The sequence below is a fragment of the Enterobacter cloacae complex sp. P40C2 genome, assembly GCF_014930695.1.
GTDB classification, from domain to species: domain Bacteria; phylum Pseudomonadota; class Gammaproteobacteria; order Enterobacterales; family Enterobacteriaceae; genus Enterobacter; species Enterobacter pasteurii.
Window position 1 is genome coordinate 131,491 of the sequence record NZ_JADBRP010000010.1, and the last position, 17,262, is coordinate 148,752.

The window sequence follows — 17,262 nt, forward strand, 5'->3', positions numbered from 1 at the left end:
GCCCCCTTATTTCACGAAGCGATCGGTCACGTAGGCGCTATAGTCCGCCGCCACCGCAGGCACTTTGCCCTGCTCTTTCAGGAACGCCGCGGTATCTGCAATCGCTTTGCTCACCGGCCCGTTCAGCTGCTGGACCTGCTGCGCAGGCGTCAGATAGGTATTGCCTTTCACCAGCCCCGGCACGTCCGCTTCCGGTACGCCGCTCAGACGTGAGAGCTTTTCCAGGTTCGCAGGCTGCTTAAGCCACTCATCCGGGTTGCGGATGTAGGGCTGCTGGGCGTCAATGGCGCTTCTGGCAAAGGCTTTCACTACCTCAGGGTGTTTTTCGGCAAAGTCCTTACGAGCCACCCAGACGTCGAGGGTGGGCGCGCCCCACTGCCCCACTTTTTCGGAGTCGGTCAGCACGGTGCCGTCTTTTTCCAGCGCGTTGACGGCGGGGGCCCAGACGTAAGCGCCATCAATGTCGCCGCGCTGCCAGGCCGCGATTATCGCCGGAGGCTGAAGATTCAGAATTTGCACCTGGCCCGGCTTAATGCCCCAGTGCCTGAGGGCTGCCAGCAGGCTGTAATGGGTGGTGGAGATAAACGGCACCGCGATGCGTTTGCCGATCAGATCGTCAGGTTTAGTGATGGTTTTCTTCACCACCAGCGCTTCGGAATTCCCGAGCTGCGACGCCAGCAGGAAAACCTCAATCGGCACCTGCTGGCTGGCGGCCACCGCCAGCGGGCTGGAGCCGAGATTGCCAATCTGCACGTCGCCGGAGGCTAACGCCCGCACAATCGCCGCGCCGCTGTCGAACTTGCGCCAGTCGACTTTCGCACCGCTCTCTTTGGCGAAGGTATTATCCGCCTGCGCGACTTTCGCCGGTTCCGCAGAGGTTTGATACGCGACGGTCACGTCCACCGCCTGTGCCTGAAAAGCCCACAGCGCCAGTGCGCCGAGTAATGTGATTCGCGATAAAATTGCCATAGTGCCTGCTCCCCCTGTTGTTATGAGGGCAGTATTTCCGGCGCGGGAATTTTGATAAAGGAATTAAAAAGCATCGCTAATGACGATTCGTTTTTAGAAAAAAAACGGGAAAGGATAGTGAATTTTGTGCGGTTGGTTTTTTCCCTCTCCCACCGGGAGAGGGCCAGGGTGAGGTATCAGCGCTGCGCGTTAAGCTCAGCGATATCTTTCGGCGTGGTCCGACAGCAGCCGCCAATCAGCCTCGCGCCTGCCTCCAGCCACTGCGGTAAATACCCCGCCAGCGTTTCGCAGGCTTCGCCGTGATGATGCCAGGTTTTGCTCACCGCATCATAATGCTCACCCGAGTTTGGATAGACCACCAGCGGCAGCGCCGTCAGGCTTTGCAGGTGTTTTAGCGCCGCGGTGGTGTTTTCCAGCGCGATGCAGTTGACGCCCAGCGCCACGATCTGCGGATAGCGTGCCAGCGCGTCGACCACCTCTTTCAGCGGCGTACCGTCGCTCAGATGCTCGCTATCGCGCAGGGTAAACGAGAACCATGCCCGGGCGCGGGGATAGGCGGTCAGCAACGCGGCCAGCGCGTTGATTTCGACGAAAGAGGGCAGCGTTTCACAGGCCAGCAGGTCCGCGCCCGCATCCAGCAGCGCCTCCACGCGGGGACGGTGGAAGGCGGTAAATTCTTCAGCGCTACGCACGTAGTCGCCACGATATTCAGAGCCATCGGCCAGGTACGCGCCGTAAGGGCCGACGGATCCCGCAACCAGCAGCGTGCCCGCCTGCGCGTTCTCCGCCAGATACGCTTCGCGCGCCTTACGCGCCAGCTCCACGCTTTTGCCAATCAGCGCCCGGGATTGCGCCTCATCCAGCCCGCGAGCGGCAAAGCCTGCGGGCGTGGCCTGATAGCTGGCGGTGATGGCCACCTGTGCACCCGCGCGGTAGTAATCGAGGTGCACGTCGCGGATCGGCTCAGGGTTTTCCATCAGCACTTTGGCCGACCAGAGGCTGTCGGCAAGGTTACAACCGCGCGCTTCCAGCTCCGTTGCCATTGCCCCATCCAGCACCACAAACGGCTGCTTTTCAAGGAGGGCGGTAAGCGGATTATTCTGCGACATGTTCAGGCTCCTGCGTTGTCAGGTTTCGGGTCAGGTAGTACGCACCATAACACAGGGCGACAAACGGAAGCCCGCAATAAAGGGCAATACGCTGGCTGGGGTCAAACCACAGGCCGACGCAGGCTACCAGGCAGAGGATAAAGCCGAGCACGGGCACCAGCGGATACCATGGCGCGCGATACTGCAACGCGGATAGCGGCTGGCCGGACTGCACGTGACGGCGGCGAAACACGAAGTGCGACGCGCAGATGCTGATCCACACCGCCACCACCGCAAAGCCGGAGATAGCGGACAGCGCCACAAACACCGTGTCCGGCGCAACCACGCTGGAGAACAGCGCCAGCACCCCGCCGAGCATGGAAACGGAAAGGGCCGTCAGCGGCACGCCGTTTTTGTTAACGCGGGCAAAGCAGCGCGGCAGCGTGTTCTCGTTAGACAGCGACCAGAGCATGCGCCCAGACGCGTACAGGCCGGAATTCGCCGCCGAGAGGATTGCCGTCAGGATCACGAAGTTAAAGATATCAGCCGCATACGGAATGCCGACTTTTTCAAACACCAGCACGAACGGGCTTTTCTCGACCCCAGCCTGCTGCATCGGGATCAGCGCCGCCAGCACGAACACGGTGCCGATAAAGAAGATGATAAGCCGCGCGATGGTGGTGCGTATGGCCACCGGGATAACCTTGTGCGGATTTTCCGTTTCACCCGCCGCGATGCCGATAAGCTCCGTTCCGGAGAAGGCAAAGTTAACCGCCACCATGGTCATCAGGATCGGCAGGCCGCCGTGCGGGAACCAGCCTTCGGCAGTTATGTTGCTCAGCCCCGGCGCGGCAGATCCGTCCGCCATCGGGATGAAGCCAAAGATGGCCGCGCCGCCGAGAATAATAAAGGCGACGATGGTGACAACCTTGACCAGCGAGAACCAGAATTCCCCTTCCGCGAAGAAGCGCGTGGAAATCACGTTAAGACCAAAAATTACCGCGCAAAAGACAACGCACCACGTCCAGACGGGTACCTGCGGAAACCAGTACTGCATACAGAACCCGGCCGCGGTAAAACTCGACCCGAGCGCCACCGTCCAGGTCAGCCAGTAGAGCCAGGCCACGGTATACCCCGTCGCCGGGCCAAGATAGCGAGCGGCGTAGACGTGAAACGCCCCGGTTTCCGGCATCGCCACGGAGAGCTCGCCCAGACACTGCATCACCAGCCAGACCACCAGCGCCCCGATCAGGTACGCCAGCAGCGTGCCCGCCGCGCCGGTCGTTGAAATAATGTATCCGGTGTTGAAGAATAACCCTGTGCCAATCACGCCGCCCAGCGAGAGCATAATCAGGTGGCGGGTTTTCATGGTGCGCTTAAGCTGCCCGTTTTCTTGTTGTGTTTGCATATTACCTTCTAAACGTATGGACATCTAAACATCCAAAGATAAGGTGTTATACCGCGATTGTTAACAAAAAGCCACCCGACTCCGCATCGGCGCAATTATTGGTAAATACGTAAATCGGTTCTATAGTCGACACAGTTTCTTCTACACCAGGACTCACTATGCGCTTTAACGGACTGACCAAAGGTTTCTTCATCTTCATCCTCGCCCTCGTTACCTGGGCCTTCTTTGACGTGCTGTCCCCCTATTTCTCGGCGATCCTGTGGGCCGCGATCCTGACGATTATTTTCAACCCGGTTAAAAACAAACTGCGTACCGCGCTGGGCGATCGTAACGGGCTGGCGTCGCTCCTGACGCTCGGCATTATCTGCCTGATTGTTTTTATTCCGCTGATGGCGATCCTTTCATCGCTCGCGCTGGAGCTGAATGTGGTCTACACCAAGCTGCAACAGAACAACACGCAGTTTCCTGAGGTGGTCGCAGGGATCTTCAACCGCCTGCCGGACTGGGCCAGCGGTTTCCTGGCGGATCACAACCTGACCAACGCCGCGCAGATCCAGAAAAAACTTTCCGATGTCGCATTACAGGGCGGACAGTATCTGGCGGGCAGCGCGTTCCTGATTGGTAAAGGCACGTTCGGCTTTGCCATCAGCTTCGGCATTATGCTGTATCTGCTGTTTTTCCTGCTGAAAGACGGGCCGTATCTGGTGCGCCAGATCCTCGATTCGCTACCGCTGTCTGACTTCGTTAAGCAGCACCTGTTCGCCAAGTTTGTCGGCGTGTCGCGCGCCACGGTAAAAGGCACGGCGGTTGTGGCCGTGGTTCAGGGCACGCTTGGCGGTATCGCCTTTGCCATTGTCGGTATTGACGGCAGCGTATTGTGGGGCGCGCTGATGGCGTTCCTCTCTCTAGTGCCCGCCGTCGGGTCGGCCATCGTCTGGGTTCCCGCAGCCATTTTCCTGTTCGCCACCCACCAGCTGTGGCAGGGCCTTTTCATCGTTGGCTTCTTTGCGATCGTCGTCGGGCTGGTCGATAACTTATTACGTCCGCTGCTGGTGGGCAAAGACACTAAAATGCCGGACTACCTGATTTTGATCACCACGCTCGGCGGCATGGAGCTGTACGGCATTAACGGCTTCGTGATTGGGCCGCTGATTGCCGCCCTGTTTATCGCCTGCTGGAACCTCTTCTCCGGGCGCGATCACGAAGGCAATGCCGAGGAGCTGGACGCAGACTTTATCGAAGAGGGAAGAAACCCTCGGGATCTCTGAAAGCAGACGTTCTGAAAGGCGGCCCCGTGCCGCCTTTTTTTTCGCCATAAATCAGCGGTTTTCTATAATCTTAAAAGAACGCTCTTCCATTTTTGTCGCAGAGGAAACCAACAGGTGCGAATCGCCACGATCACAAACTGGGCTTATGGCGTCACGGTGTGCCTGACCATTGCCTCCGGCATCGTCATGCTGATGGCTTCCCACGCCGACAACATCGAACGTGAAGCCGTTAAGCAACGCCAGGTCTTCGATCAGCTTACGGAAGAGATCGAGATAGATACCTGGATGCTCTCCGATCTGGCGCGCCTTTACGTCATCAAAAAAGAGCCCGACGTGCTGGAGAAATACCAGGCGAAAGAAGCTGAGCTAAAGAATATTGAACACACGCTGCGCCAGCTCAAAAACACGGGGGCATCGGGCGAAGAGCTGGCGCTGCTGTATGACGGTCTGAAAATTGTTGACGAACTCCAGGATGAACAGCAGGCAGCCATTGACGGCATCGCACGGGGCGAAGAACAGCAGGCCGTTGCGCTGCTTTTTGGTAAGAGCTATGAGCTGGAGCTTGAACGGGCGCAGAACAATATTGAACGCTTTCGCATGCTGCTGGACAAGCGCATTATTGCCGACGTGCAGGCTGCAACCAAAACGTCGAAAACGCTTCGCACTGCCTCTGAGGTGATGGTCGGCCTGACCGCCCTGCTCTTCTTGTTTGTGATGGGCTTTATCCTCAAGCGCCGCGTGCTCCGTCCGGTGGTGCGTCTGAGTGACGTGGTTCATCGTCTGGCATTCCAGGATTACGCCGTCGAAACGCCGAACTTCACCCAGGTTGATGAAATAGGCGATATGGCGCAGGCCATCCGCATCTTCCGCGAGAACGGGCTGGCAAGGCAGCGGCTGGAAAAAGAGCGCGATGCTGACTGGGCCATCCGCGAGCTGCTGGCGCGCATGACCCAGCGGCTGCAGGGCTGTGAAAACTTTGCCGACGTGATGAATGTGGCGGAGCTGTTTGGGCCCAATATCGCGCCGGGGGTTTCCGGGCGTCTGTATATTCTGGAGCGCGATCCGTGGCAGATGCGCTGCGCGGCCGAATGGCTGTCGCCTGAAGGGGATAAAAAGCCGTTCCATCCTGATGAATGCTGGGCCGTCCGGCGTGGTCAAAGCCATCCGCCGGTGAACGGCGAGCCGGATATTGGCTGTTATCATCTGCCTGAATCCCAGGCACGGCAATCGCTGTGCGTTCCCTTAATTGCTCAGGGCGAGGCGATTGGGTTGCTCTCGTTCCAGAACATCACGCCTGAAACCGCGCCGTCCCGCGCCTATCTGGAACTGATGGCCGAGGCGCTGGGTCTGGCGCTGGCCAACCAGCGGCTGCGGGATGCTCTTCTGGAAAAAGCCCTGTTCGATCCCTTGACGGGGCTGCGTAATCGCCACCATCTGGAGGATACGTTACGTACTCAAATGAAGCAGGCCGTGCGTAACGATGAGCCGGTAAGCTGCCTGATGATCGATATCGATCACTTCAAGAGCATTAATGACCGCTTTGGTCATGAGGCCGGCGATTTGGTGATCAAAAGCGTGGCAGCCATTATTCAACGGGCGGTACACGATACCGGGCTGGCCTTCCGCTACGGTGGCGAAGAGTTCCTGGCGCTTCTCACCGGCGCGGATGAGGAGGCAGCGCACGCCGCCGCAACGGAGATCTACAACGGCGTGCACGCGCTTTCGCTGCGCTACGGGCTTTCGGAAATTGGCCCGGTGGACGTTTCGATCGGGATCGCCAGCTATCCCCAGCACGCCCAGGGCGATAATCTGCTGCGCGCGGCGGACGTCGCGCTATACCGGGCGAAAGAGCTGGGGCGCGCGAGGATTGTCAGCTTTGGGATGCTGGAGTCGGGCTAGCAGAAGTACCTTTCCACTGGCACTCTCCTGTCAGGGGCGCGTTATTGCCCAAAGGACCACAATTCCCAGTGCATTACTCCGCTTTTCAACGTACAGGATATTATCGGACGAATAATTCCCCAACGGCTTACAGACACGGATCTCATTTTTCAATTCTGGTTCATTGACCACCGCTCCCTCACAGCTGTGTCGGCCGCCCGAGGAATAGCGGTAAGGTTCGCTCCAGGCGGATTGTTCTCCATCCAGCATCCAGGCTGCGGTAATAACAATGAAAACGGCAACAGGATAGCTTAAAAGGACGGCGCCGAGGCAGGCTTTCAGATAGTCAGAAATGGGCTTACCTTTGAGATTACCCTTCGCGAATACGATGGACATCAGGAATATTGTCAGCAGGCCTGTACCAATCACAACGCACAGCGCCCCTCGGGTATTGAGAAAGGTTACGCGATAAATTTCTGCTCGCCAGACAATCACTCCACATAACAGTGCCGCCGCTCCCACGATCGCTGGGATCAAATACGGGTAAGCCTTTTTTTTCATAGTAGAGGCGTCCTTGTCATTTTTGCGCGGTCAGAAGATCAATCATTGCCCGGGCGGCCGCCGACTGACGTCGGTGTGGCGCGTAGATCACCGAGAAAGGCCGCGACCGCCCCCGCAGCGTCGGAAGCACTTCAACGAGCTGGCCCCGCTGGATCCTCTCCTGGACGATAAACGCATAGCTCTGGCAAATCCCCATCCCCTGTTCAGCGAGGGAAACCACGCCAAGCACGTCCTCTGACGTTTCGACGGAAGAAACGGGCAGCCAGTCAATATCGCGCCCGTCTTCACGAAATACCCACGGTGCAATGCGACCGGTACGCGGCAGGATAAACGGCAAACACATGTGCAACCGTAGTTCCTCCAGCGTCTGAGGGTTTCCCATTCGATGGATATAATCCGGTGACGCGACCAGTACCAGCGCGGCATCCTCCAGCTTACGGGCGACTAAGCCGCTGTCGGGCATCTGGCCCAAACGTATCGCGAGGTCGAATCCTTCGGCGATCAGGTCGACGTTGCGGTTGGTAATGTTCAGCTCGACCTTAACGTGCGGATACTGTCGGGCAAAGCGTGCCAGCAGGGAGGGCAGACGGTAGTGCCCGTAGGTGGTTGGCACGCTCATGCGCACGCGGCCCGTTAAGTTGCCCTCCTGCCCCCGTCCTTCACGTTCAGCCTCATCCAGCAGAGAAAACGCCGCGCGCGCCTGCTCCAGATACACGCGCCCTGCATCCGTTAGCCCTACACGACGGGTGGTGCGCTGCAGTAGCTGACGCCCAAGGCGCGCTTCAAGGCGGGTAACTGCACGGCTCAGTACCGAGGGCGTGGTTGAGAGGACAACCGCGGCGGCAGTAAATGAGCCGTGCTCAACAACGGTAATGAAGGCTTCGACATCGCCAAGATAATCAAATTTTCGGCTCATTTTGCTCTTTCACGAACAAATGTTTTTCAATTTCGCTAATTTATCCCCCGCTGAGCGATGAGTAAAGTGGCCTCACACATCATCAGAAGGTAAAAATTATGGATCTTCAACTCAGCGGTAAGACAGCCCTTGTTACAGGCGCAACGGCAGGGATTGGCCTGGCCATTGCCCGCACGCTGGCGCGAGAAGGCGTTGCGGTGACCATCACCGGACGTGAAAAGGCGAAGCTGCAAAACGCCGTCGCCGATATCAGCAGCGCCGCGCCTGGCGTGCCGGTAAGTGCCGTTATCGCAGATCTGGGAAGCGCTGAGGGTGCCGAAGCGCTGTTTGCGGCTTGCCCGGATACCGACATTCTTATTAATAATCTGGGTTTTTACGAAGCTAAGCCTTTCGCCGACATCACAGACGAAGAGTGGCTGCGCATGATCGATATTAACGTTATGTCCGGGGTTCGCCTGTCCCGGCATTATTTCCCGCGCATGCTGGAACGCAGCTGGGGCCGGGTGATTTTTATGTCCAGTGAAGTTGGCGCGTTCACGCCGCCAGACATGGTGCATTACGGCGTCAGCAAGTCTGCACAGCTCGCCGTTTCGCGCGGTATGGCAGAGCTGACCAAAGGCACTGGCGTAACGGTGAACAGCGTTCTTCCTTCGGCGACTCGCTCCGACGGCATCATTGAGTATCTTCGCCAGACCGCACCTGAACCGGGGATGACCGATCGGGCAATCGAAGAACATTTCTTCAGGACCTACCGTCCCAGCTCGTTGATTGCGCGAATGATCGAAGCAGACGAGATAGCCGCAATGGTTGCGCTGCTGGCAAGCCCGCTTGGCGCGGCCTCTAACGGAGCTGCGGTGCGCGTTGAAGGCGGCACGTTCCGCTCCATTCTGTAACAGTGAGTTCACCGGAGTATAGACATGTCTAAACGTAGTTTGCCCGCCATCGCGGTGGTGGCGCTGTTGTCTTTCACGAGCGCGGCCAGTGGCGCACTCCTTGAACGCTGGCGCAGCTATGCTGGCGTAAGCTGGGATCTGGCCGATCGCGCGGCAGCCCCAGCGGCGTTTTCCGGGTCGGTGAATGCCCCCATCGCCGGGATCCACTTTGATGCAAAAGGCACAGCCTACGTCAGTACCCCCCGGCTGGTATCCGCCGGCGCGCCCGCCACGCTGAGCGTTCTGGATACCGCGGTTTCGTCGGGCCCGGCACGCCTGACCGCATTCCCCTCACGCGAGGGAAATGCGGTAGACGGGCCTTACGGGCAAAGCCTGCGCAACGTCCTCGGTTTTTATATCGATCGCAATAACGGCTGGCTATGGGCGCTGGATATGGGCTTCGTCGCGGGAGAAGCGGAATCTCCGGCGGGCTCGCAAAAACTGGTGGTGCTGGATCTGAACTCAGGGCGCACCATCAAACGCATCGCTCTTGATGGCGTGGCCGATCGTAAGGCCAGTTTCCTTAATGACGTAGCCGTTGATGAGCGTCGCCGCGTCGCCTATATCTCCGACAGCGGATCGCGCAGCGCGCCTGACAATCGTGCTGGCCTTATCATCGTTGATTTCACCACCGGCAAGGCCCGGCGCGTACTGGACCGGCACCCTGCCCTGCTGAACGTGCCGGGCGTAAAGGTTGTCGCACACGGACGCGAGGTATGGCCGGGTAAACCGTTGCTGATTGGCATCAACGGCATTGCGCTCTCACCGGATGCAGGTACGCTGTACTGGACAGTCACGACGGGAACCCATGCCTACGCGCTGCCGACGGCAATCCTGCGACAGCCGGGTTCGACCGATGCGCAAATCGCGTCCCGAATTGAGGACCTGGGTGACGTGGGGGGCAACACTGACGGGATCGTGACCGATGCGAAGGGCAATCTCTACATTACAGACGTCACCCGTAACGGTATCGTCAGGTACGATCCCGTCAGCAAAGCGATGTCACCGCTCGCGTCGAACGAAGGCGTCTACTGGCCCGACACGCCGACGATCCGCCCTGATGGCGATCTGATTTTCACCTCCAGCCGGCTGAACGATCATTTCGCGGGAGCGGTTAAGGCCGGGGAGGAACGCTATGATCTATGGCGTTTACCGGCAAAGGCCTTGACGCCGGAGAAAGCCGTTCCGATCCGGTAACGAACGGCCTTAAAGCCTCTGCTCCCCCCGGCTGAACGACTTTCCTGCCCGGACAAATAATCGCTAAATACCGCAGCGCCACCCGACGGGTGGCGTTTTTACATCCTGACCATGATGGATAAACGAGTGGAGAGAGAAAATATATAAACTAGTAGGATAACTAAATTATAATTCTTATACTTAAGTTAAAAAGTGGAGGCTGAAATGCGATTAATCCTAATGCTGTGCTGCTTTTTAGTACAAAGCGTCACCCTGGCGGGTGAGCTGCCAAAACCTGCTGGTAAACCCATTTTAACGATTTACGGTAATATCGAGAACACGAATGAAAATGGAAAAGCCGTTTTTGATATCGCCAGTCTTGAAAAGCTGGGTGTGGTGAGTTTCCAGACATCGTCTCCCTGGTATAATGGCCGCACTAAGTTTGAGGGTGTTCCGATGAGCAAACTCATGGATTATGTCGGCGCAAAGGGTAACGTGGTTAATGTTATTGCGCTTAATGATTACGCGACAGCCATCCCGCTCAGCGACTTTAAAAAATACAACGCCATACTTGCTCTAAAGGTTAATGGCGAATATATGCGCATCCGCGATAAAGGTCCGGCATTCATTGTTTATCCGTATGACAGTCTTCCTGAACTCAATAATCAAATTTATTACTCGCGATCGGCATGGCAGGTCAGCAAGATGAAGATTGAATAGCAGTTCAGGAGAACATAATGAACAGGATACTGGTTGGTATCATTTTTTCTCTTTTTATTACAACTGGCTATATTGCTTTTCTTGTCTATGACCGACAGCAGGAGCTTCAAAAACTGACTCATTACACGGAGTCATGGTCTGTCGCCCAGCTGGTATCCGAATATTACCGCTTTGAATCATGGCTTGGTCTGTACGCAACCGATTCCGATGACGTTACGGTAGACCAGGTCCGCATGCGCCTGGAAATTATGCTAAGCCAGAATGATTTATTTAAGGAGGGTGATTTAGGACATTATATTAAAAACGATCAAGCGCATCGCGACCTCGCGTTAAGCCTTGATAAAATACTTACCTATCTGGATGCTAATCTCGAAAAGATGAGCCATTCGGACGTAAAAGCATACCTGCAAACCATGCATTTGCTGGATGCGCCACTCAGCCAGCTATCATCAAGCGCGTTAACGAAAGATATAAGCACGATTAACAACACCAACCATAAAATACAGATCCTGTATTATATCTATTCAGCACTCTCTTTACTGCTGGTTATTTTGAGTATTATTCTGGGCTTTTTAACAATCTATCAAAATAAAAACATCCTTAAAGCGCACAGGCAGGTTGAAAGTCTTGCAGAAGAACTTCAGTTATCAAAAGAAACGCTACAGATTCAGAATACAAAGCTGGAGTATGACGTTTACCATGACTCCCTCACCGGCATGAAAAACCGTCTGTACTTCTGGGATGACCTCAGCAAACTCAATCTTGAGGCCGAAGAAAATCACGCCCCCGTCACGGTGATGTTATTTGACTTAGACCGGTTCAAAGAGGTCAACGATACCTATGGGCATGATGCTGGCGATTTACTGTTACGCCAGGTATCCAGACGCCTGACCGCCATGAGCAGCATTTCAGACAGATTTTACCGTTTAGGCGGAGACGAGTTTGCTTTTTTATCCAGTGGGCTAACCGAAAGCGCTGCCGTTTCGCGCGCAAGAGAAATCAGCGAGAATATCAGCAAGCCCTACACGATTAATAACCAGCTTATAAAAATTGCCACCTGCGTAGGCATTGTTTTATCAGATAATGAACGACGCGCTGATTATCTGTATAAGTTCGCCGATCTGGCCCTCTATGAAGCCAAAAAGGCAGGCTCACAGCAGATTAAAGTCTTCCGGCAACGGATGTTGCAAAAATTGCAGGAAGGCAGAAACCTTGAAATTGATATGGCAAAGGCAATAAAGAATAATGAGTTTGTTATTTATTATCAGCCTATCGTCAACGCCTTCAGCAAGGAGATCTACGGCTATGAAGCGCTCATTCGCTGGAGTCACCCCGAAAAGGGGATGCTGTCCCCGGATCGCTTTATTTTTGCCGCTGAAAAAACAGGCATGATCAACGAGATTGGTAAAACGGTGCTTGAGCTTGCCTGCAGGGAAGCGGCTTCGTGGGCCGTTCCGGCAATGATCTCCGTGAATGTCTCGCCTGTTCAGCTGGGCAGCAAATCGTTTATTACCATGGTGCAGTCTATTCTGACGGAGACCGGGCTACCGGCCAATCGCCTTGAGCTAGAAGTGACAGAGTCTTCACTCTTCAGCGACAGAAATAACCCTATTACCATTCTCAAAAAGCTACGCTCACTGGGCGTAAGAATTTCAATCGATGATTTCGGGACGGGCTATTCGTCGCTCTCACGTCTCAGCGAGCTGAATTTTGATAAAATCAAAATCGACAAATCTTTTGTCAATCCAATCTCCACGCAGGAAGATGCGCTTAATATTGTGAAGCTTATTACCGGTATGGCCAAAAGCCTTAACATGGGGGTGATTGCCGAGGGCGTTGAGACCGAAGAGCAGCTTGAGCGTCTACAGGCGCTGGGTTGCGAGCTGGTGCAGGGATACCTTTTCAGTAAACCACTGCCTGAGGTCGACAGTAAAATTAAGCGCGGCCTGCAATGACTCCATCAGCTCAGCTGGCTAAACATAACGCATCGCCCGCAGGCGCCAACCGGGATCACACTTTTCAGCTCCGGTTATTCACTTACAAAAACCAGGTGTTATTATTCACGCCGTAAATACCTCTCAACTCAACCCGAGGCTTTGATGCTGGAGAATGTAATCATCCGATAGTCAGCTCCCTGCCCCTTCAGGCCGGACTGATTATCAATGCGCTGAAATCGTATGCGGACACCGCCGTGTGTTTGCACGTTTGCACATGATGATTAAACAGGTTTTCCAGTATGAATTTATCCCGTCAGGAACAGCGTACCTTACACGTTCTCGCCAAAGGTGGCCATATCGTGCACGTTCGCGATACGTCCGGCCGCGTTACCGCCGTTGAATGCTACAGCCGCGAAGGACTGCTGCTGGCCGACTGCACGCTCGCCGTTTTCAAAAAGCTCAAAACCAAAAAGCTGATCATATCCGTTAACGGTCAGCCCTACCGCATTAATACCACCGGGCTGAACAACGTTCGCGCCCAGCCTGATAATCGTTAAGGAAAGGCTTATGGATATCCCACGTATTTTTACTATCAGCGAAAGTGAACACCGCATTCATAACCCCTTCACGCCAGACAAATATGCCACGCTGGGCCGCGTGCTACGCATGAAGCCGGGCACGCGCGTTCTTGACCTCGGCAGCGGCTCGGGAGAGATGCTGTGTACCTGGGCACGTGACTACGGCGTGACCGGCACCGGCATCGACATGAGCCCGCTCTTTACCGCGCAGGCAAAGCGCCGCGCGGAAGAGTTCGGCGTCAGCGAACGCGTCCATTTTATTCATAACGACGCGGCGGGCTACGTGGCGAATGAAAAATGCGACGTGGCGGCCTGCGTAGGTGCAACATGGATTGCAGGCGGCGTCGCCGGGACGATCGACCTACTGGCAAAGAGCCTTAAGCCCGGCGGGCTGATTCTCATCGGCGAACCGTACTGGCGTCAGGTTCCCGCGACGGAAGAGATAGCTCAGGCCTGCGGCGTCACGTCTGTCGCAGACTTTCTCACCCTGCCCGGCCTTGTCGCATTTTTCGCTCAGCAGGGCTATGACCTGGTGGAAATGGTGCTGGCAGATCAGGAAGGCTGGGACAGATACGAAGCCGCGAAATGGATGACCATGCGTCGCTGGCTGGAGGAAAACCCCGACGATGGTTTTGCCGAGGAGATTCGGGCGGAGCTGACAATAGCGCCTGAACGCCATGTGACCTATACGCGGGAATACATTGGCTGGGGCGTGTTTGCGTTAATGGCACGATAATGTGGGGCTGGCGGTATAGTCTTAGGGGTATGCCGCCATTTCTATGGTTTTTAACGAAAACAAAGCATTTTACGAAAAAAAATTTGTTCCCTATTGAATGTTTTTCACTGCAAAAAAAAGATAATGAAAGCTGGCTTATTTAAGGATGATGTAAAGGGTTACGGCGTTCTGTTTAATCTGATCAGCTACTGCAAGAAAATGATGAAGATAATTTTCACAGCAATCCAGCCGAAGTATTGTGGCACGCTTTCTCCCAATCCTTTTAGCCAAGGAGGTGCCAAAAGATGATGACTTTAGGGTTCGTATCCCTTTGCGAAAGTCATTAGTGACTAAATCAGTTTATCAGAATGTTTTTTGTTTACCTTTCGGTTTACCCAACCATAAAACCGCACATCAGGTTTCAATAGGTATGTTCAAACCTTAACCAGACAATTTATGAGATTTTAATGGTTTTATAGAGTTGAGTAGAAAAGAGAAAATCAGAAGATGGTGCCGATAATAGGAGTCGAACCTACGACCTTCGCATTACGAATGCGCTGCTCTACCAACTGAGCTATATCGGCCCTGAGAGGCCGGTTACGAGTGTAACCACGGGGCAAAAGAGTAGATCTAACCGGGTGATGCGTCAATGCCCTTTTGAATCAAACGGCTATTTTTGCATCACCCGTGATTATTTACGCACGAATGGTATCGTCACCGAAGCCGATCCACTTGTAGGTGGTCAGTGCTTCCAGCCCCATCGGACCGCGGGCGTGGAGTTTCTGGGTACTGACAGCCACCTCCGCGCCTAAACCAAACTGGCCACCGTCGGTGAAGCGCGTGGAGGCATTCACGTAAACCGCAGACGAATCCACCTCATTCACAAAACGATCGGCATTGCGCAGGGTGCGCGTCAGGATCGCGTCAGAATGCTGGGTTCCATGTTCGCGAATGTGCGCAATGGCGTCGTCGAGATCGGCAACCACCTTCACGTTCAGATCCAGGGACAAAAATTCATCGTCATACTGCTCCGCCTTAACCGGAACCACCGTCGCCGGGCCGTCTTTCAGCAGGGCAAGCGCATTTTCGTCCGCGTGCAGCGTGACGCCGCTTTCTGCCATCTGCTTGCTCAGCGCAGGCAGGAAGGCGTTCGCAATGCCCTGATGCACCAGCAGCGTTTCTACCGTATTACAGGTGCTTGGGCGCTGGGTTTTGGCGTTGACGATAATCCTGAGCGCAGGCTCTACCTCTGCGGTGTCATCCACAACGATATGGCATACGCCAATCCCGCCGGTGATCACCGGAATGGTGGATTGCTCGCGGCACAGCTTGTGCAGACCCGCGCCGCCGCGTGGGATCAGCATGTCGATGTATTTGTCCATGCGCAGCATCTCGTTCACCAGCGCGCGGTCAGGGCTTTCTATCGTCTGTACGGCCCCCGCCGGTAAGCCGCACTCTTCCAGCGCCTGCTGAATGACTTTTACCGTCGCCGCGTTGGTGCGCCAGGTCTCTTTCCCGCCGCGCAGGATGGCGGCGTTACCGGTTTTCAGGCACAGGGATGCAACGTCCACCGTCACGTTAGGACGGGCTTCATAAATCACGCCGATAACGCCAAGCGGCACGCGGCGACGCTCCAGACGTAACCCGCTGTCGAGCACACCACCGTCAATCACCTGCCCTACCGGGTCAGCGAGGTTGCACACCTGACGCACGTCGTCGGCGATGCCCTTCAGGCGTGCCGGGGTCAGCGCCAGGCGGTCGAGCATCGCGTCGCTCAGGCCGTTGCGACGCGCTTCAAGAAGATCCTGTTCGTTAGCGAGCAGGATCTCCTGCGACTGAGATTCCAGATAGTCAGCGATTTTTTCCAGCACGCGGTTTTTCTCGCGGCTGGAAAGGAGCGCCAGTTTGTAAGAGGCGGCTTTCGCAGCTGCGCCCATTTGTTCCAGCATGTTCTGGCTCCTTAACGAATAATCATGTCATCGCGATGCACGGCAACCGGGCCATATTCATAACCCAGGATGGCGTCAATCTGCTGTGAATGATGGCCCGCAATCCGACGCAGCGCGTCGCTGTTATAGCGACTCACACCGTGGGCGATGTCGCGACCTTCAAGGTTACGGATGCGGATCACTTCACCACGGGAGAAGTTACCTGTCACGCTTTTAATTCCTTTTGGAAGTAATGAGCTTCCCCTTTCCAGAATTGCGGCGGTAGCGCCTTCGTCCACGGTAAGTTCTCCCGCCGGCGGCGCGCCGAAGATCCAGCGTTTGCGGTTCTCCAGCGGGGATGCCTGCGCGTGGAAGCGCGTGCCCACAGAGATGCCTTCCATCACGTCGCCAATTACGCCAGGGCGGCTGCCTGCGGCAATGATGGTGTCGATACCGGCCCGGCACGCCACGTCAGCGGCCTGCAGCTTGGTGCCCATCCCGCCGGTCCCCAGGCCAGAAACGCTGTCACCGGCGATGGCGCGCAGCGCATCATCAATGCCGTGAACGTCTTTGATAAGTTCAGCCTGCGGATTAGAACGCGGGTCAGCGGTAAACAGCCCCTGCTGATCGGTCAGGAGCAGGAGCTTATCGGCCCCCGCCAGGATCGCGGCCAGCGCAGAGAGGTTATCGTTATCGCCCACTTTGATTTCAGCGGTGGCAACGGCGTCGTTTTCGTTGATGACCGGAACAATATTGTTGTCCAGCAGCGCGCGCAGCGTGTCGCGTGCGTTCAGGAAGCGCTCTCTGTCCTCCATGTCCGCGCGCGTCAGCAGCATCTGCCCAACGTGAATGCCGTAGATGGAGAACAGCTGTTCCCAGAGTTGAATGAGTCGGCTTTGTCCCACGGCGGCCAGCAGCTGTTTGGAGGCAATCGTCGCGGGGAGTTCGGGGTAGCCCAGGTGTTCACGTCCGGCGGCAATCGCCCCGGACGTCACAATCACAATGCGATGCCCTGCGGCATGCAACTGAGCGCACTGACGTACAAGCTCAACAATATGGGCGCGATTTAGGCGGCGCGATCCGCCTGTTAACACACTGGTACCGAGTTTTACCACCAGCGTCTGGCTGTCACTCATGATTCTCTGCCATTCAACAATAAGGGAAAATGATGTCAGTCAGACGTTTTAA

Annotated in this window: 15 protein-coding genes and 1 tRNA gene; 8 read left to right on the forward strand and 8 right to left on the reverse strand. The window is 55.8% G+C overall.

What is annotated here, in order from left to right:
* Positions 1-6: 6 nt before the first annotated feature.
* The 3 genes from tauA to mmuP all read right to left on the reverse strand — a co-directional run bounded on the left by tauA (position 7) and on the right by mmuP (position 3,465).
* Positions 7-969, reverse strand: coding sequence for a taurine ABC transporter substrate-binding protein (gene tauA, locus IM304_RS17250; RefSeq protein ID WP_193355698.1), 963 nt, complete (start codon positions 967-969; stop codon positions 7-9).
* A 176-nt stretch (positions 970-1,145) separates the two neighbouring features.
* The gene (gene mmuM / locus IM304_RS17255) at positions 1,146-2,078 is read right to left on the reverse strand and encodes a homocysteine S-methyltransferase (protein WP_193355699.1); all 933 of its coding nucleotides are present in this window, start codon (positions 2,076-2,078) and stop codon (positions 1,146-1,148) included.
* A complete protein-coding gene (mmuP, locus tag IM304_RS17260; protein ID WP_148420223.1) occupies positions 2,065-3,465 on the reverse strand; it encodes an S-methylmethionine permease in 1,401 nt (466 codons plus the stop codon). The genes mmuM and mmuP overlap by 14 nt, the downstream gene beginning before the upstream one ends.
* A gap of 158 nt (positions 3,466-3,623) precedes the next feature.
* On the opposite strand from mmuP, the gene IM304_RS17265 reads away from it, so the two are divergent.
* Positions 3,624-4,733 (forward strand): AI-2E family transporter, encoded by a 1,110-nt coding sequence (locus IM304_RS17265; RefSeq protein WP_176611085.1) that lies wholly within the window; start codon positions 3,624-3,626, stop codon positions 4,731-4,733.
* A gap of 114 nt (positions 4,734-4,847) precedes the next feature.
* Positions 4,848-6,632, forward strand: coding sequence for a diguanylate cyclase (locus IM304_RS17270; RefSeq protein ID WP_193355700.1), 1,785 nt, complete (start codon positions 4,848-4,850; stop codon positions 6,630-6,632).
* Positions 6,633-6,662: 30 nt separating this feature from the next.
* Here the strand turns inward: IM304_RS17270 and IM304_RS17275 are convergent, their stop codons facing one another.
* The gene (locus IM304_RS17275) at positions 6,663-7,172 is read right to left on the reverse strand and encodes a hypothetical protein (protein ID WP_193355701.1); all 510 of its coding nucleotides are present in this window, start codon (positions 7,170-7,172) and stop codon (positions 6,663-6,665) included.
* A gap of 16 nt (positions 7,173-7,188) precedes the next feature.
* Positions 7,189-8,088 carry a LysR family transcriptional regulator gene (locus IM304_RS17280; protein ID WP_193355702.1) on the reverse strand — a complete coding sequence of 300 codons (900 nt, stop codon included), beginning with the start codon at positions 8,086-8,088 and terminating at the stop codon, positions 7,189-7,191.
* A gap of 98 nt (positions 8,089-8,186) precedes the next feature.
* Between IM304_RS17280 and IM304_RS17285 the strand changes: the two genes are divergently transcribed.
* The 6 genes from IM304_RS17285 to IM304_RS17310 all read left to right on the forward strand — a co-directional run bounded on the left by IM304_RS17285 (position 8,187) and on the right by IM304_RS17310 (position 14,167).
* Entirely contained in the window at positions 8,187-8,981 is a 795-nt protein-coding gene (locus tag IM304_RS17285) for an SDR family NAD(P)-dependent oxidoreductase (protein ID WP_193355703.1), read from the forward strand.
* 24 nt (positions 8,982-9,005) lie between these two features.
* Positions 9,006-10,217 carry an L-dopachrome tautomerase-related protein gene (locus IM304_RS17290; RefSeq protein WP_193355704.1) on the forward strand — a complete coding sequence of 404 codons (1,212 nt, stop codon included), beginning with the start codon at positions 9,006-9,008 and terminating at the stop codon, positions 10,215-10,217.
* 204 nt (positions 10,218-10,421) lie between these two features.
* The gene (locus IM304_RS17295; RefSeq protein ID WP_148420218.1) at positions 10,422-10,916 is read left to right on the forward strand and encodes a molybdopterin-dependent oxidoreductase; all 495 of its coding nucleotides are present in this window, start codon (positions 10,422-10,424) and stop codon (positions 10,914-10,916) included.
* Positions 10,917-10,933: 17 nt separating this feature from the next.
* Positions 10,934-12,871, forward strand: a complete 1,938-nt coding sequence (locus tag IM304_RS17300; protein WP_193355705.1) for a bifunctional diguanylate cyclase/phosphodiesterase — start codon at positions 10,934-10,936, stop codon at positions 12,869-12,871.
* A 281-nt stretch (positions 12,872-13,152) separates the two neighbouring features.
* On the forward strand, positions 13,153-13,410 hold the full coding sequence (locus IM304_RS17305) for a YjhX family toxin (RefSeq protein ID WP_193355706.1): 258 nt from the start codon (positions 13,153-13,155) through the stop codon (positions 13,408-13,410).
* A 10-nt stretch (positions 13,411-13,420) separates the two neighbouring features.
* On the forward strand, positions 13,421-14,167 hold the full coding sequence (locus IM304_RS17310; protein ID WP_193355707.1) for a cyclopropane-fatty-acyl-phospholipid synthase family protein: 747 nt from the start codon (positions 13,421-13,423) through the stop codon (positions 14,165-14,167).
* A 487-nt stretch (positions 14,168-14,654) separates the two neighbouring features.
* Here IM304_RS17310 and IM304_RS17315 read toward each other — a convergent pair.
* The 3 genes from IM304_RS17315 to proB form a co-directional block, all read right to left on the reverse strand.
* Positions 14,655-14,730, reverse strand: a tRNA-Thr gene (locus tag IM304_RS17315).
* A gap of 111 nt (positions 14,731-14,841) precedes the next feature.
* Positions 14,842-16,095, reverse strand: coding sequence for a glutamate-5-semialdehyde dehydrogenase (proA, locus tag IM304_RS17320; protein ID WP_193355708.1), 1,254 nt, complete (start codon positions 16,093-16,095; stop codon positions 14,842-14,844).
* A gap of 11 nt (positions 16,096-16,106) precedes the next feature.
* On the reverse strand, positions 16,107-17,210 hold the full coding sequence (gene proB, locus IM304_RS17325; protein WP_063451759.1) for a glutamate 5-kinase: 1,104 nt from the start codon (positions 17,208-17,210) through the stop codon (positions 16,107-16,109).
* Between the last annotated feature and the right edge of the window lie 52 nt (positions 17,211-17,262).

Coding starts and splice junctions, on each gene's coding strand:
- tauA (WP_193355698.1), bottom strand. CDS start 969: ATGGCAATTTTATCGCGAATCACATTACTCGGCGCACTGGCGCTGTGG.
- mmuM (WP_193355699.1), bottom strand. CDS start 2,078: ATGTCGCAGAATAATCCGCTTACCGCCCTCCTTGAAAAGCAGCCGTTT.
- mmuP (WP_148420223.1), bottom strand. CDS start 3,465: ATGCAAACACAACAAGAAAACGGGCAGCTTAAGCGCACCATGAAAACC.
- IM304_RS17265 (WP_176611085.1), top strand. CDS start 3,624: ATGCGCTTTAACGGACTGACCAAAGGTTTCTTCATCTTCATCCTCGCC.
- IM304_RS17275 (WP_193355701.1), bottom strand. CDS start 7,172: ATGAAAAAAAAGGCTTACCCGTATTTGATCCCAGCGATCGTGGGAGCG.
- IM304_RS17280 (WP_193355702.1), bottom strand. CDS start 8,088: ATGAGCCGAAAATTTGATTATCTTGGCGATGTCGAAGCCTTCATTACC.
- IM304_RS17285 (WP_193355703.1), top strand. CDS start 8,187: ATGGATCTTCAACTCAGCGGTAAGACAGCCCTTGTTACAGGCGCAACG.
- IM304_RS17290 (WP_193355704.1), top strand. CDS start 9,006: ATGTCTAAACGTAGTTTGCCCGCCATCGCGGTGGTGGCGCTGTTGTCT.
- IM304_RS17295 (WP_148420218.1), top strand. CDS start 10,422: ATGCGATTAATCCTAATGCTGTGCTGCTTTTTAGTACAAAGCGTCACC.
- IM304_RS17300 (WP_193355705.1), top strand. CDS start 10,934: ATGAACAGGATACTGGTTGGTATCATTTTTTCTCTTTTTATTACAACT.
- IM304_RS17305 (WP_193355706.1), top strand. CDS start 13,153: ATGAATTTATCCCGTCAGGAACAGCGTACCTTACACGTTCTCGCCAAA.
- IM304_RS17310 (WP_193355707.1), top strand. CDS start 13,421: ATGGATATCCCACGTATTTTTACTATCAGCGAAAGTGAACACCGCATT.
- proA (WP_193355708.1), bottom strand. CDS start 16,095: ATGCTGGAACAAATGGGCGCAGCTGCGAAAGCCGCCTCTTACAAACTG.
- proB (WP_063451759.1), bottom strand. CDS start 17,210: ATGAGTGACAGCCAGACGCTGGTGGTAAAACTCGGTACCAGTGTGTTA.